This window comes from Aeromonas sp. 95A (genome assembly GCF_051919235.1).
GTDB classification, from domain to species: Bacteria; Pseudomonadota; Gammaproteobacteria; order Enterobacterales; family Aeromonadaceae; genus Aeromonas; species Aeromonas veronii.
Genome location: NZ_JBQBFC010000001.1, coordinates 3696036 through 3710458, shown reverse-complemented (window position 1 = coordinate 3710458; position 14423 = coordinate 3696036). Strand labels below are relative to the sequence as shown.

General features: G+C 60.6%; 15 protein-coding genes. 1 reads left to right on the top strand and 14 read right to left on the bottom strand.

Translation table 11 applies throughout. The annotated features are described in order from the left end of the window. Window positions 1-2: 2 nt before the first annotated feature. From ACTG2U_RS17020 to putP, 8 genes are all read right to left on the bottom strand, one after another. On the bottom strand, window positions 3-584 hold the full coding sequence (locus tag ACTG2U_RS17020; protein ID WP_005354505.1) for a YqaA family protein: 582 nt from the start codon (window positions 582-584) through the stop codon (window positions 3-5). After that, window positions 581-1198 carry a protein-L-isoaspartate(D-aspartate) O-methyltransferase gene (locus ACTG2U_RS17015; protein WP_005335507.1) on the bottom strand — a complete coding sequence of 206 codons (618 nt, stop codon included), beginning with the start codon at window positions 1196-1198 and terminating at the stop codon, window positions 581-583. Before ACTG2U_RS17015 ends, ACTG2U_RS17020 begins: the two co-directional genes overlap by 4 nt. A 7-nt stretch (window positions 1199-1205) precedes the next feature. Further along, window positions 1206-1967, bottom strand: coding sequence for a 5'/3'-nucleotidase SurE (surE, locus tag ACTG2U_RS17010; protein WP_005335515.1), 762 nt, complete (start codon window positions 1965-1967; stop codon window positions 1206-1208). Further along, on the bottom strand, window positions 1948-3006 hold the full coding sequence (gene truD, locus ACTG2U_RS17005; protein ID WP_429012256.1) for a tRNA pseudouridine(13) synthase TruD: 1059 nt from the start codon (window positions 3004-3006) through the stop codon (window positions 1948-1950). Before truD ends, surE begins: the two co-directional genes overlap by 20 nt. Continuing rightward, complete coding sequence (gene ispF, locus ACTG2U_RS17000) at window positions 3006-3482, bottom strand: 2-C-methyl-D-erythritol 2,4-cyclodiphosphate synthase (RefSeq protein WP_005335518.1); 477 nt, start codon at window positions 3480-3482, stop codon at window positions 3006-3008. Before ispF ends, truD begins: the two co-directional genes overlap by 1 nt. A gap of 146 nt (window positions 3483-3628) precedes the next feature. After that, the gene (gene ispD / locus ACTG2U_RS16995) at window positions 3629-4321 is read right to left on the bottom strand and encodes a 2-C-methyl-D-erythritol 4-phosphate cytidylyltransferase (protein ID WP_021229511.1); all 693 of its coding nucleotides are present in this window, start codon (window positions 4319-4321) and stop codon (window positions 3629-3631) included. Further along, the gene (gene ftsB, locus ACTG2U_RS16990) at window positions 4314-4631 is read right to left on the bottom strand and encodes a cell division protein FtsB (RefSeq protein ID WP_005335520.1); all 318 of its coding nucleotides are present in this window, start codon (window positions 4629-4631) and stop codon (window positions 4314-4316) included. Before ftsB ends, ispD begins: the two co-directional genes overlap by 8 nt. A gap of 208 nt (window positions 4632-4839) precedes the next feature. Continuing rightward, complete coding sequence (gene putP, locus ACTG2U_RS16985; RefSeq protein WP_439974813.1) at window positions 4840-6357, bottom strand: sodium/proline symporter PutP; 1518 nt, start codon at window positions 6355-6357, stop codon at window positions 4840-4842. Between the two features lie 326 nt (window positions 6358-6683). Here putP and ACTG2U_RS16980 point away from each other — a divergent pair, with 326 nt between their 5' ends. Continuing rightward, a complete protein-coding gene (locus ACTG2U_RS16980) occupies window positions 6684-7577 on the top strand; it encodes a VirK/YbjX family protein (protein ID WP_019446170.1) in 894 nt (297 codons plus the stop codon). A gap of 69 nt (window positions 7578-7646) precedes the next feature. Here the strand turns inward: ACTG2U_RS16980 and ACTG2U_RS16975 are convergent, their stop codons facing one another. The 6 genes from ACTG2U_RS16975 to ACTG2U_RS16950 form a co-directional block, all read right to left on the bottom strand. Next, entirely contained in the window at window positions 7647-8573 is a 927-nt protein-coding gene (locus tag ACTG2U_RS16975; protein WP_005335523.1) for a L,D-transpeptidase family protein, read from the bottom strand. Window positions 8574-8760: 187 nt separating this feature from the next. Next, entirely contained in the window at window positions 8761-10002 is a 1242-nt protein-coding gene (locus ACTG2U_RS16970) for a mechanosensitive ion channel family protein (protein ID WP_319888992.1), read from the bottom strand. Window positions 10003-10145: 143 nt separating this feature from the next. Next, window positions 10146-11345, bottom strand: a complete 1200-nt coding sequence (locus ACTG2U_RS16965) for an acetate kinase (protein ID WP_005354534.1) — start codon at window positions 11343-11345, stop codon at window positions 10146-10148. Between the two features lie 274 nt (window positions 11346-11619). Continuing rightward, on the bottom strand, window positions 11620-12090 hold the full coding sequence (locus ACTG2U_RS16960; RefSeq protein WP_439974812.1) for a YhcH/YjgK/YiaL family protein: 471 nt from the start codon (window positions 12088-12090) through the stop codon (window positions 11620-11622). Between the two features lie 314 nt (window positions 12091-12404). After that, a complete protein-coding gene (locus ACTG2U_RS16955) occupies window positions 12405-13511 on the bottom strand; it encodes a 1-acyl-sn-glycerol-3-phosphate acyltransferase (protein ID WP_042084524.1) in 1107 nt (368 codons plus the stop codon). Between the two features lie 130 nt (window positions 13512-13641). Then, a complete protein-coding gene (locus ACTG2U_RS16950; RefSeq protein WP_439974811.1) occupies window positions 13642-14340 on the bottom strand; it encodes an aspartate/glutamate racemase family protein in 699 nt (232 codons plus the stop codon). Between the last annotated feature and the right edge of the window lie 83 nt (window positions 14341-14423).

Here is a 14423-nt window from a genome sequence, read left to right as displayed (position 1 = left end):
CCTTAACGACTAAACCAGAAATAGGCCACCACGGCCAGACCAATACAGAGCCAACCGAGCACATCTACGTAGTGCATCAGTTTGCGTTCCATCTTCTCGCCACCCCAGCGCATCAGGCCCGCAACCAGGAAAAAGCGCATGCCACGACCGATGAGGGAGGTGATGATGAAGGGCAGCAGAGCCATTTGCAACAACCCTGCCGTCACGGTAAACACCTTGTAGGGGATAGGGGTGAAGCTGGCAATGAAAATGACCCAGATCCCCCACTGCTCAAACCAGTTGCGAGCAATCTCGATCTTGTCCTGATAGCCCACAGACTCCACCAGTGGCAGTACGACCGGATCCCACAGGGCATAGCCAAGGGCATAGCCAAACAGGGCGCCCAGCACAGAGAAGACGGTAGCCAGCGTGGCGTAGTGCCACGCCTTGTGGGGCTTGGCGAGCGCCATCGGTGCCAGCATCACGTCCACCGGGATCGGCCAGAACACCGACTCGATGAAAGCGGTGATGGAGAGATACCAGGGGGCATGCTTGTGGCGAGCCCACTGCATCACCAGTACGTACAAACGGGAAAACAACTTCACTCAACATCTCCGTCAATCAGGGGAACAAAACGTACCGGCTCCAGAATACGGCTGGTCAGCTGGGATCCGGATCGTTCGATCAGCTGCAGGGTCTGCTGGCTGTCACCCACGGGCAACACCAGTCGACCCCCTTCGGCCAGCTGATCGGTGAGCGCCGTCGGGATCTCGCTCGCCGCGGCCGTCACCAGAATGGCGTCATAAGGCCCCTTGTTGGGCCACCCCAGCCAGCCGTTGCCGTGCTTGGCCGAGACATTGTGCAAATCGAGCTGACGCAGCCGGCGTCTTGCCTGGAACTGCAGCGACTTGATCCGCTCCACGGTATAAACATGCTCCACCAGATGGGCGAGGATCGCCGTCTGGTAGCCCGAGCCAGTGCCAATCTCCAGCACATGGGCCGGATTGTTTTGCATCAGCAACTCGGTCATTCGCGCCACCATATAGGGCTGCGAAATGGTCTGGCCGTGGCCAATGGGCAGGGCGGTGTTGTCCCACGCCTTGTGCGCCATGGCCTCGTCCACGAACAGCTGGCGCGGCACTTTCGCGATGGTCGCCAGCACGCGAAAATCGCGAATATCCTGCGCAATGAGCTGATTTAACAGGCGCTGTACTATCACACCACCCTCATCCCTGCAGATCTAACCAGGCCCCCAGACCGGCGAGACTGTCATAGGCAGTCATATCGATGGTCAGGGGGGTAATCGAGACATAGCCCTGCTCGATGGCGGCAAAATCGGTGCCTTCACCGGCATCCTGCTGGCTACCGGGGGGGCCGATCCAGTAGATGGGCTGACCACGGGGATCCTCGGTGCAGATCACCGACTCCGCCCGGTGGCGATTGCCAAGGCGGGTGGTCTTGATCCCCTTGATCTGCTCGAGGGGCAAGTCCGGCACGTTGACGTTGAGGATCTGATCGGCAGGCAGGGGGTGTTTCATCAGCCCCTTCACCAGCAGGGCCGCATAGTGGGCCGCCGTGGCGAAGTGGGTCTTGCCCACCAGCGAGATGGCGATGGAGGGGTAGCCGAGATGGCGCCCCTCGGTGGCCGCGGCGACCGTGCCCGAGTAGATGACATCATCCCCCAAGTTGGCACCGTGGTTGATGCCGGCCACCACCATGTCGGGTTCAGGACGCACCAGCTCGTTGACCGCCAGATGCACGCAGTCGGTCGGCGTCCCCTTCACCGCATAGCTCTCGCACCCATTAAAGCCGTTTTCTGCGATGCGGGTAACCCGCAGCGGTACTTCCAGCGTCAGGGAGTGACTCGCGCCGCTGCGGTTGCGATCCGGCGCCACCACAATGACCTCGCCGCAGGCGCGCAGCGCCTCGCTGAGGGCACGAATGCCCTCTGCATGCACACCATCATCATTACTGACCAGAATTCGCATCGGTCTGATTCCTGAAACCGTGATCGGCCTCTTCGGCCTGCATTAACTCGCGCACCACGCTGGTGGCAAACGCGCCCGCCGGCAGGAAGAAGGAGAGGGTCAGCGCCTCGCCGTCCAGCTGCCAGCTCATCTGCTCCGGCTTGAGCAGCAGGGGGCGCCTGTCCTGATCCAGCCCGGCTTTCTCCAGCCCGTCACACCAATCGCTGTAAGGGGCCAGCACTCCCTGTTCGAACTCGGCAGCGGCGCCCTGACTGGCCAAGCGGCCACGGCCCCACTGGGGGGCGGTGAGCTGCACGTCGCCGGAGGCAAGACGCGCTTCCAGCTCGGGGGTCACGCTCTCTTCGCTGAAGATGGAGTGGGTGCCCTTGAGCATCACGCAATCACCGGCCAGCAGCTGATGAGCCAGCCCCTGCTCGATACGGGCGCTGACAATGGCGTTGAACAGCATGCTGCGGGCGGCAGAGAGGTAGAGGGAGCGCTTGTTGCGATCCTTGATCCGCTTGCCGGCAAACATCGCCTTGGCCGCTTCCAGGTTGTTGCCATCGCGGCCAAAACGCTGCTCACCATAGTAATTGGGCACGCCCTGAGTGGCGATGGCCTGCAGGCGCGCTTCCAGCCCGTCGGCCTGTTCCAGACCGGTGAGACGCAGGGTGAAGTGGTTGCCCTTGAGGTAGCCAACCCGCAATTTGCGGTTATGACGCCTGGCTTGCAGGATCTGGATGCTGTCGCTCTCGATGACCGACAAGTCCGGCTCGGCCTTGCCTGGCAGGTGAATGCCAAACCACTGCTCTGTCACCGCGTGGCGATCCTTCAGGCCCGCCCAGGTCACCGCATTGCGGTTGACCCCGGCCGCATCGGCCAGCAGACCCGCCACCCAGGCGGTGTTCTCGCCGGTTTTGCGCACCCGGACGAAAATATGCTCCCCTTCCCCGCAGGGCTCGAAGCCGAGATCTTCATTGACCACGAAATCGGCGGCCTCGGCCTTGAGGATACCGCGGGCAGTGGGCACCCCGTGCAGATAGGCAAGTTGTTCCAGCATTATTGTTTCACCAGTAGGACGACGGCTTCGGTGGCGATCCCTTCCTTGCGCCCCGTAAACCCAAGCTGTTCGGTGGTGGTCGCCTTGACGTTCACCCGGTTCAAATCACATTGCAGATCGGCGGCCAGCACGGCGCACATGGCGTCGATATGGGGGGCCATTTTGGGGGCCTGGGCGATGATGGTCACATCCAGGTTGCCGATGGCATACCCCGCCTTCTGTACCCGGGCAAAGACATCACGCAGCAGAATGCGACTGTCGATCCCCTTGAACTCGGCAGCGGTATCGGGGAAGTGGCGACCGATGTCACCGGCACCGATAGCCCCCAGCAGGGCATCGCTTACCGCGTGCAGCACCACATCGCCGTCAGAGTGGGCAACCAGCCCCTGCTCGTAGGGAACCGGCACGCCACCCAGCATGCAGGGGCCAACACCACCAAATTTATGGACATCAAAACCATGACCAATGCGCATCATCAGCGGCAACCTCCCAACATGCTGAAACCAACCCCATCAATTTTGTGTACGTCCACACCATGTCCAATCCGGATCATGCTAACTCCTTGTTCGGGCCTGTTTGTTCGAGACACTCTGCTCTGAACGGTCTGTTCTGACTGAGGGGCTTATGCCTGCTGGCTTAAAAACAGCCCCGCCAGCGACAAGTCTTCCGGCCGGGTCACTTTGATATTGTCGGCGCGCCCCTCCACCATCCGCACCGTGAATCCGGCCCGCTCCATGGCGGAGGCCTCGTCGGTGATGGTGGCGCCCAGCAGTAGCCCCTCTTCCAGCGCCCGCTTCAGGGCTCGGGTCGGGAACATCTGCGGCGTCAGGGCATGCCAGAGCTGCTCGCGCTCGACGGTAGCGATGATATTGCCCTCCCCATCGGAGCGCTTCATGGTATCGCGCACCCGACTGCCGAGAATGGCACCGCCGCAGTTCATGGCCGCGGCAATCAGCGCATCGAGATCGCCGTGAGTCAGGCAGGGGCGGGCCGCATCGTGCACCAGCACCCACTCCCCTTGCGCCACATGGAGACCATTGAGGACGGAAAAGGCGCGCTCGGCGCCTCCCTCTACCCGCACAATGCGCGGGTCGGCCGCCACGGGCAGGGCCTCGAACCAGCGATCATGGGGCGCCAGCGCCACGATCACCTGGGCGATGGCCGGGTGGGAGAGCAGCCGCTCCAGGGTATGTTCGAGAATGGTTTTACCCGCCAGTTGCAGGTACTGCTTGGGGCAATCGGCCCCCATCCGGCTGCCGATACCGGCGGCAGGGACGATCGCCGTCAGGCCGGATACCCGGCTGGCATCAGTCATCGTAGGGCTCATCGTCCGGAGCTGTCTCTTTGTCTTTCTCTTTGGGGATGATCCGGTAGAAGGTCTCCCCCTGCTTGATGTAACCCAGATCGTTGCGCGACAACTCCTCGATGGCCTCGAGGCCAGAGGTGAGATCATCTATCTCGCGGTAAATGAGGTCGTTACGATCCTTGAGAGTCTGGTTGTCCCGCTGTTGCTGCGAGATGGCCTCCGACAGGTTCTGATAATCGGATAGCCCGTTCTTCCCCAGCCAGAGGTCATATTGCAGTCCCCCCAGCAGGAGGATCAGGATCAGGGTGAATAGCCGCATGCACTAGGTCTCCTTCAGGCGGCCTAGTGTCCCATATTCGGTGCCAAGACAAAAGAAAGCGAGCACCCGGGAGCCACCGGCCGAACATAAAAAAGTGCCCAAGAGTGAATCAGATAGCACAAAGCCCCGCCAAACCGGTGCAAGGATGGCCAACCAGGGCACTCCTTGTCCGGGGGCGGGGCTCTCAATCAGAAAGCGGTAAGGGGGATCAGTTCACCGCGACTGGTTCTCCCGCTCTCTCGACCGGGGTGTTGTACTCCTCCTCGGCATCGCGGAAACGCTCCAGCATCGATTTTGAGGGCGCTTCGCCCATCAGGCTGCCCACCACAATGGCCAGCAGTGCGAACAGGAAGCCCGGAATGATCTCATACAGCCCCAGCCAGCCGAACTGCTTCCAGACGATGACAGTGATGGCACCGACCAGCATGCCCGCCAGCGCGCCGTTGCGGGTCATCCGCGGCCACAGCACCGAGAGCAGCACCACGGGGCCAAAGGCGGCACCGAAACCGGCCCAGGCGTAGCTCACCAGCCCCAGCACCCGGTTTTCCGGATTCATGGCGACGGCGATGGCAATCACCGCGATCAGCAGCACCATCAGGCGACCCACCCACACCAGCTCACGCTGGGAGGCGTTCTTGCGCAGGAAGGGCTTGTAGAGATCCTCGGTGATGGCGCTGGAGCAGACCAGTAATTGACAACTTAGAGTGCTCATCACCGCCGCCAGAATGGCGGAGAGCAGCACACCGGCGATCCAGGGGTTGAACAGGATCTTGGAGAGCTCGATAAAGACCCGCTCCGGGTTGCCGGTCACTCCAGCCGCCACTTCCGGGAAACGGGCGAAGTAGGCCAGACCGAAGAAGCCGATGGCCACCGCACCAGCGAGGCAGAACACCATCCAGGTCATGCTGATGCGACGGGCATTGGCCATGGAGTGGTGGGAATCCGCCGCCATGAAGCGGGCCAGAATGTGGGGCTGACCGAAGTAACCAAGGCCCCAGGCCATCAACGAGACAATGGCGATCACATCCAGATTCTTGAACATGTCGAGGTTGGTGGCGCTCTTGGCGGCCACCTCGATCATGGCGCTGTCTATCCCGCCCACGGCGATGATGACGAAGACCGGGGTCAGGATCAGGGCGAAGATCATCAGGGTCGCCTGCACCGTATCGGTCCAGCTCACCGCGAGGAAGCCGCCAAAGAAGGTGTAGGTGATGGTGGCGGCGGCACCGACCCAGAGGGCGGTGTTGTAATCCATGCCGAAGGTGCTCTCGAACAGACGGGCACCGGCCACCACGCCGGAGGCGCAATAGATGGTGAAGAAGAGCAGGATCACCAGCGCCGAGAGAATGCGCAGCACCTTGCTGTGATCTTCAAAGCGATAGGTGAAATAGTCCGGCAGGGTCAGGGCGTTGCGGTTCTTCTCGGTATGTACCCGCAGGCGACCCGCTACCCAGCGCCAGTTGAGGTAGGCGCCGATCACCAGACCGATGGCAATCCAGCTCTCGGAGATGCCGCTGACGAAGACGGCGCCGGGCAGCCCCATCAGCAGCCAGCCGCTCATGTCGGAGGCGCCGGCAGAGAGAGCGGTAACCCAGCTCCCCATCCGGCGGCCGCCCAGAATGTAGTCATCAAAGTTGCGGGTGGCGCGATAGGCGACGAAGCCGATCAACACCATTCCGAGGATATACACCAGGAAGGTGATTAACATGGGTGTGCTAGCTGTCATGCAAAACTCCGTTTTGTGTCATTCTCTGCCCGCTCTGGTGACGGGCTCATCCCTAAAAAACCGGCCTAGCTTAATCAGCCGTTCGCGCCAGCTCAACCACTTTTAACAAACACAAAACACAATAAAAACCTTTGCGCATCAAATCATCTGCCGCATCAAGAGGATGGCGCCAGATTTCCTGCCGTGGCCGTGGCAGCCATATCGCAGCGCCAGCCGTTACTGAGCGTTATGTTTTCACATTTTGTTACTATCCATTTTTTTACAAGCCAGCGCCCCGCTCCTACACTCCCCGCCCTGTCTCATCACACCAGTCAGAGGTCGGCACCATGTCATCTCATCTGTCACACCTGCGAACCCTCGCCCGCCGCCTTCACCCGGTGGAGGAGTCGGGCCATCTCATCCGACGGGCCAAGTATGTGGGGCGTCTCTGGCTCAATCCCGGCGCCCGCGCCCTCTATCGCCAGCAGCAGGAGCAACCGCTGCTGGCGCAGGCGATCAGCCGCTTCCCCGATATTCTGGAAAAGCCGATCCACCCCTATCGCCACAAGGGGCTCCGCAAGCGCCTGCGAGCCGGGCTTATCAGCGGCCACTACCAGCAGCTGGCGCGTCAGCTGCCCAAGGCGCAACAGCTGGCGATCTACAGCGGGCGCGGCCTGCTGCTGGCCCAGTGGCAGAGCGACAAGCTGACTGCCCCCCTCACCCTGCAACTGGATTACCAAACCCACATGGGCAAAGAGGGGGAGATGAGCCTGACCCTCAAGCTGGGTGACGCTGCGCTCTATTACATGGCCCTCAATCTGCGCCCTGCGCCGAACCCGACCCTCGAGATCTGCTCGCTGCAAGGCGGCAAGGGGCAGAGCGAGGAGATCAAGCTGGTCACCAAGGCGTGCGGCGGGCTGCGCCCCATGTCCCTGCTGGTCTATATGGCCGCCGAGCTGGCCCGGGGGCTGGCGTGCAAGAGCCTGCTCGGGATCCGCACCCAAAGCCACGTCTATCAGAGCAGCAAGCGCACCGCCGATCGGGTCAAGTTCGACCTCGACGGCTTGTGGCAGGAGCATCAGGGCTGCGTGCAGGATGAACTCTGGATGAGCCTGCCGCTGGAGGTGCCCCGCAAGACGCTGGAGGAGATCCCCTCCCGCAAGCGGGCCAGCTACAAGGCGCGCTATCAGCTGCTCGATCAGCTCGGCAGCGAGCTGCAGGCAAATCTGCTGCGAAGCTGAGTCAACCTAGCAGAAACAAAAAGGGCGAACAGCATGCTGTTCGCCCTTTGTCATGACGGGGATTTGCCGTTAGCGGTTGATCGCCATCGGCATGCCGTTGCGCTGCTCCAGCGCCTGCTTCACCAGCTGGGAGTCGCTGTCGGCATGGGCAATGAAGCGGGTCACCGCCGGGGTCATCGGCAGCGGTGCCGGCAGCTTGGAGTTGAACTCCTCTTCGCTGCGCGACAGCGGCTGGTGCACTTCCAGATAGCGGATGCCGTTGGGCTCGAGAGAGGCCTTGATCGGCTGGTTGACGAACTGGACGCGAGTACCGACCGGTACCTGCTTGAACAGGTAGGCGATGTCGTCGTTGCGCAGACGCACACAGCCGTGGCTCACCCGCAGGCCGATGCCGAAGTTGGCGTTGGTACCGTGGATGGCGTACATCTTTCCGATGTAGAGGGCAAACAGACCCATGGGGTTGTCCGGGCCGGCCGGCCATACCGCAGGCAGGCTCTCGCCACGGGCGGCATATTCGGCATGCATCTTGGCGGTCGGGGTCCAGGTCGGGCCCGCTTTCTTGCGCTGCACACTGGTCACCCAGTTTTCCGGAGTATCGGTGCCGAGCTGGCCGATGCCGATGGGCAGCACTTCCACCACTTTTTTACCCTTGGGGTAGTAGTAGAGGCGCATCTCGGCCACGTTCAGCACGATCCCTTCACGGGGTGCATCCGGCAGGATCAGTTGCTGGGGGATCACCAGCTTCTCGCCGGTCTGTACCAGCAGGGGATCCGCATCGGGGTTGGCTTCGGTCATGTTGGTGAGCCCCAGCTGGAATTTGGCCGCAATGGCCTCCAGCGGCTGGCCGTTCTCTTCGGCCGGAACCACATATTCCAGATTTTCCCCTACCAGACGGCTGTTGGCCGCAGGCAGAGCATATTCAACAGCGAAAACCGGCGCAGCGGTCAGCAGCAGGCTGTAGCAGAGTGTTGCCACACTATTGCGAAGGATCTTCATAACTTTCCCATGATGATGACTTGAAGTGACGTCTCTGGGCTGGCAGCTGATCAAGAGGGGATCAGGGGCGCGAAGAGAAGGCCGCCATTTTTCTCCTCTGCACGGCAAATTTCAACTGACAAGTGGCGACGGGTCGATGATTAATATGCGGTTTTTTCCGCGTCCCCGACCCGTCCGGTTTCCCTGTTTATCCCCGTTGCCAGGCACGCATATCGTAACCTGTGGGAGATTGATGCAACCGCAGATGAAATTGCTCAATGATGGCGAAGATATGGTCGAAAATATCGGCCTGGATCCCTTCGTAATCGGCCCATGCCGTTGTCGCGGTAAAGCAGTAAATTTCCAGCGGCAGACCGTCTGACGTGGGTGCCAGCTGGCGCACCATCAGGGTCATGTCCTTGCGAATGCCGGGGTGGGCACGCAGGTAGGCATCCAGATAGGCGCGCAGGGTGCCGAGGTTGGTGAGGTGACGGCCGTTGATGGGGCAACTCAGGGCATCGCTCAACTGCTGGTTGTAGGCACTCAGCTCCTGCTCCTTGCGGCTCAGATAGGGTGCCAACAGTTGGGCCTGCTTGAGCTGCAACTGCTCCTCGGCCGTCAGAAAGCGCACGCTGGTCATGTCGATATTGACGCTGCGCTTGATGCGGCGCCCCCCCGATTCGGTCATCCCCTGCCAGTTCTTGAAAGAGTCGGAGATCAGGGCATAGGTAGGAATGGTGGTGATGGTCTTGTCCCAGTTCGACACCTTGACCGTGGTGAGGCCAATATCGGTCACCTCGCCATCGGCGCCGTACTTGTCCATCTGCAACCAGTCACCGACGCTCAGCATCCGGTTGGCAGAGAGCTGTATCCCCGCCACCAGCCCGAGGATGGGATCCTTGAATACCAGCATCAGCACTGCGGTCATGGCACCCAGACCGCTGAACAGGAACAGCGGCGACTTGCCGAGCAGCAGGGCGATCATCAGGATGCCCACCAGAATGCTGCCTACCAGCTTGGCCCCCTGGAAGATGCCGCGCAGGGGCAAATCCCGACCAAGGCGGGTGTAGCGGCTCACCGACAACAGGCAGTCGAGCAGGGCGAAGAAGGCCAGCAGCAGGAACAGCAAAATCCAGAGCTGGGCCACCATTTCGATAAGCTTGAGGCTATCCGATTGACGGGGCAGCCAGATCTCCGCCTGACCGAGCAGCACGGCCCCCTGCAGCACGAAGGCGAGCCGGTTGAAGAGGCGCTGTTGCAACTGGGGCGGCAGCCACACCTGCTTGGCCTTGCCGAGGATCCCCACCAGCCGGACCAGCAACACCCGGTGCAGCACCATGTGCAGCAGCAACGAGGTGATGACGATAAAACCCAGCGCGATCACCAGCGCCATCATGCTGGTCACTTCCACCCCAAGGCCCGACAACCAGTTAAAAAACGCCTCTTTCATTGCTCTCTCCCGAACCGGGCAGCCCGCTGGCTGCAAAAACAGTGGTGGTCAGGGTACCGCTCCCCTCCCCCATGTCAAATCGGCGTACGCCAGAAATGACAACGCCCGGCACTGGCCGGGCGTTGTTTCAAAGCGAGGTTGACTTAGCAGACCAGGCTCAGGGCATCGCGAGCGATGACCAGCTCTTCGTTGGTCGGGATCACCATGGCGCAACGGCTGTCGGCGGTGGTGATGCGACCTTCGCCACCCAGTACCGCGGCGTTGTTGGCCTCTTTGTCCACCTTGAAGCCGAACAGAGCCAGACGGTTCAGCACCATCTCGCGCACCATGGCAGCGTTCTCACCGATACCGCCGGTGAAGACCACGGCGTCCAGACGACCGTCCATCGCAGCGGCGTAGGCACCGACATACTTGGCCACACGGTAGGTGAAGACATCCAGCGCGCGCTTGGCACCGGCGTCGGTGGCGTAGTTGGTGGTGACATAGCGGCAGTCGCTGCTCGCTTCGGTCATCCCCAGCAGACCGGACTCACGGGTCAGGGTGTGGTTGATCTGCTCCACGCTGTAACCGAGCTGGTCGTGCATGAAGAAGACCACGGCCGGATCGATATCACCGGAGCGGGTACCCATCGCCAGACCTTCCAGCGGAGTCAGACCCATGGAGGTGTCTACGGATTCGCCGTTCTTGATGGCGCAGACAGAGGCACCGTTACCCAGGTGGCAGTTGATGATGTTCAGTTCATTCAACGGCTTGCCCAGCTCTTTCGCGGCTTCTTCCGCGATGTAGCGGTGAGAAGTACCGTGAGCACCGTAACGACGGATGCCGTGTTCGCGGTAGAGCTTGTGCGGCAGCGCATAGAGGTAGGCCTCTTGCGGCAGAGTCTGGTGGAAGGCGGTGTCGAACACGGCCACGTTCTTCTCGGACAGCTGCGGGAACACTTTCAGCGCGGCGCGAATACCGATGAGGTGCGCCGGGTTGTGCAGCGGGGCGAACGGAATGGCGGCTTCGATACCGGCGATCACGCCGTCATCGATACGCACGGAGCGGGAGAACTGCTCGCCACCGTGTACGATTCGGTGACCGATGGCCACCAGTTGCTCGGCAAGAGTCGGATCCTGCGGCAGGATGTGACCCACGATATGGTCGAGGGCCTCCTGGTGAGCGGCACCCGCTCCCAGCATGGCTTCGCCCTTGACCCCGTGGAGTTTCCATTTGATACGTGCATCATCCAGATTGAAGCATTCGGCCAGGCCGGACAGCATGTCCTCACCTGTTTCGGCGTCCATTACGGCAAATTTCAGGGAAGAGCTACCGCAGTTAAGGATCAATACCAACTTGCTCATTTTCTACATCTTCCTGTGCTTCGGCTTTATGCCGACAGTGTCGTGTCATCCAAAAGAGGATGGGATTCCCCTGCCGGGGGCTTATGGTCGCAGGAGGGTGCGTCCAATTTTTCAATTCTTGCTCTTGAAAGAGTCATCGCAACCTGTGGTGCGTATCACTGGTTTCAATTCTTGCTCTTGAAAGAGTCATCGCAACTTGTGGTGCGTATCACTGGTTTCAATGCTTGCGAGTCTCAACGCATCAGCTGCGCAGGGCTCGCTTTAATGGGAGTGCTCAGGCGATAGCCAGCAGATCCTTGTGTACCTTGACCACCAGCTTCTTCACCTTGGCGGGCTGGTTGAAGGTACAGAGCGGGCGGTGCAGCTCGCCCGGCCAGAAGATGGCGAAATCGCCCGGTTGCAGCGCCAGGTAGCAGGTCTGCTCGTCATCGACAAACCAGAGGTCGGGATGGGGATGGTCGGCGCCGTCACTCACGTAGTCGTGGGGGCCCACACCTATCCACTCTTCACCGCGCAGCAGCAACTGGATATCGAGATACTGCTCATGAAATTCGCCACGGCGATCCGCGGCTGGCTCGGTCAGATTCTCGCTCACCAGACAGAACAGGTTGAGGCCATCGATCTCGGTCTTGCCGAGCGGAGCGTCACCCCAGTGAGCCACGCTCTTCACCACCTCAGCCATAATGCGGGCCAGCGGGGCGGGCAGCGGCGTCCGCTGCAGGGTGTTCAGGCTACCGGTGATCATGGCGTCTGTTTCCTGTTAGGTATATCTGGGCAGCATCTTTGCCAGCCAATGAAAAAGGACCTGTGACAGGTCCTTCAATAATGCCGTCTGCAATCCGTGCAAACCGGTTTAGAGCTTTTGCTCATGTTCAGCTATATGGGCACTGTTACACACTCGTCAGCACCTTGCCAAGAGACATAATCCCATTTTCATAGTGATCGTACCAGCTGAAACCATATTATTCACCACCCTTTCCCCCTCGACTTTGACCAGACGCAAAAACGGGCGCATCAGCGCCCGTTTTTTTCGCAAAACCGTTTAACAACCGGTTTCATTCAAGCCTTTTGGGCATTTTCCACCGGTTTGGCGTACATGGCCCGCCAGATCGCCTTGTGCTCTTCCGGCACCTCTGACTGACGGGTCAGGAAGGCAGCCTGCTCGATGGTGTTGGCCTTGCCGGAAACATCGGCCGCCAGATAGTTGCTGGGGAAAAGGTGGTAGCTGCTCCAGATCGCTTTGTCGATCAACGCGGCCAGTTCGTCCGGATCGCTGAAACCCTCGGTGATCGGCGCGCCGAAGGAGACGTGTACCCGCCCCTTCATGCCGACGATACCGGCGACGATACTCTCGATATCCTCGAACTCGCCCTTCTCATAGCTGCCGTTGACCGACTTCTCGTAGAGCTCGCGCGCCTTCGCCTTGTCGGTCGGATCCAGCTCATAGCTGATGCTGACCGGCACGATATTGAGGCTGCGCATGTAGTCGACGAAGTCGATCTTCTGCTTCTTGCCGTCGACGTAGAACATCTTGAGGATGGCTGGATCTGTCTTATCATCGCCATTCTTGGCGCGCCCTTCCTTCTGGGCGATCCAGATAGAGTGACCTTCGTGGACCGAGTTGCCAATATAGGCAGACAGCTCGCCGAGCGCCTTCATCATCTCCCGCGGCCCCTTGGCGGAGCGTTTGACGATAAAGCTCTTGTTGAGCTTCATCAGCTCGGTAGCGCAGGGTTTGCGCAGCAGGTTGTCACCGATGGCGATGCGCACGGTATCGAAACCGTGGGTGTGCAGCCCCCAGTTGACGAACGCCGGGTCCATGGCGATGTCTCTGTGGTTGGAAACAAACAGATAGCCCTGCTCTTTCTTCAGATGCTCGATCCCGGAGAAGGTCACCCCCTTGGTGGAGGTGGCGATCATACGGGACATGTACCGGGTGACCCCCATCTGGACCTGATGCACAGTGGTCACTTTTGACCATTTGCGGCGCAGGAACAGGCGGATCATCGGGCGGATGGCCCAACCCAGCCAGCTCATCAGGGAACCGAAACGATACTTGGCGATGGCGCCGATAAATTCATCATCCTGGATCAGCCGTTCGATGGCTGCCGGCACTTCTTCATCGCGGTAGGGGCGAATATCCGCGAATCTATCTACTTCAGTCACAATGTCAGCCTTGCATGCTAGGAAACCGCAGCCAACCCGCGTTGGCCGGGGAAAATTCAGGGCGCAATTTTACACGCTTTTATGGCAAGGGGTATGAGACAAGCATGAATAGTGAGATCTGACCAGTTTATTAATCGGATGCCAGTGCCAGCGCGACCGCCGCTTCGGCATGGATGGCAGTGGTGTCGTAGAGCGGCACCGCCGCCCGGGCATCCCCCACCAGCAGGGCAATCTCGGTGCAGCCGAGGATCACCGCCTCGGCACCCGCGGCCGCCAGTTCCTCGATAATGGCCAGATACTCGGCCCGCGACGATTCGCGGATCTCCCCCAGACAGAGCTCGTCATAGATGATCCTGTGTACCCGCTCCCGCCCGGCCTCATCGGGTACCAGCACCGCCAACCCGAAGCGCACCTGCAAGCGCCCCTTGTAAAAATCCTGCTCCATGGTGAAGCGGGTGCCGAGCAGGCCGACCCGGGTTATCCCGTCCGCCTGCAATTTGGCCGCGGTGGCATCGGCGATATGGAGCAGCGGGATATCGATGGCCGCCTCAATCTCGGGGGCCACCTTGTGCATGGTGTTGGTGCCGATCAGCAAGAAATCGGCGCCGCCATCCTGCAACTTGCGCGCTTCCGCCGCCAGCAGGCGGGCGGTAGCGGGCCAGTCACCGGCATGCTGCAACCGCTCGATAGCGGCAAAGTCGACGCTATTGAGCAGCACCCGCGCCGAGTGCAAACCGCCAAGCTGCGCACGCACCCCGCGATTGAGCGCCTGATAGTAACTGACAGTGGACTCCCAGCTCATGCCACCCAGCAGACCGATACATTTCATATGAACTCCTTTCATCCCAAGGGAGGGCAGAACCGCGCCACCTTGCAGGCAAGGCCACGCGGACGAGATAAAAAAGGCCCCGC

Coding starts and splice junctions, on each gene's coding strand:
- surE (WP_005335515.1), bottom strand. CDS start 1,967: ATGCGAATTCTGGTCAGTAATGATGATGGTGTGCATGCAGAGGGCATT.
- truD (WP_429012256.1), bottom strand. CDS start 3,006: ATGCTGGAACAACTTGCCTATCTGCACGGGGTGCCCACTGCCCGCGGT.
- ispF (WP_005335518.1), bottom strand. CDS start 3,482: ATGATGCGCATTGGTCATGGTTTTGATGTCCATAAATTTGGTGGTGTT.
- ispD (WP_021229511.1), bottom strand. CDS start 4,321: ATGACTGATGCCAGCCGGGTATCCGGCCTGACGGCGATCGTCCCTGCC.
- ftsB (WP_005335520.1), bottom strand. CDS start 4,631: ATGCGGCTATTCACCCTGATCCTGATCCTCCTGCTGGGGGGACTGCAA.
- putP (WP_439974813.1), bottom strand. CDS start 6,357: ATGACAGCTAGCACACCCATGTTAATCACCTTCCTGGTGTATATCCTC.
- ACTG2U_RS16980 (WP_019446170.1), top strand. CDS start 6,684: ATGTCATCTCATCTGTCACACCTGCGAACCCTCGCCCGCCGCCTTCAC.
- ACTG2U_RS16975 (WP_005335523.1), bottom strand. CDS start 8,573: ATGAAGATCCTTCGCAATAGTGTGGCAACACTCTGCTACAGCCTGCTG.
- ACTG2U_RS16970 (WP_319888992.1), bottom strand. CDS start 10,002: ATGAAAGAGGCGTTTTTTAACTGGTTGTCGGGCCTTGGGGTGGAAGTG.
- ACTG2U_RS16965 (WP_005354534.1), bottom strand. CDS start 11,345: ATGAGCAAGTTGGTATTGATCCTTAACTGCGGTAGCTCTTCCCTGAAA.
- ACTG2U_RS16960 (WP_439974812.1), bottom strand. CDS start 12,090: ATGATCACCGGTAGCCTGAACACCCTGCAGCGGACGCCGCTGCCCGCC.
- ACTG2U_RS16950 (WP_439974811.1), bottom strand. CDS start 14,340: ATGAAATGTATCGGTCTGCTGGGTGGCATGAGCTGGGAGTCCACTGTC.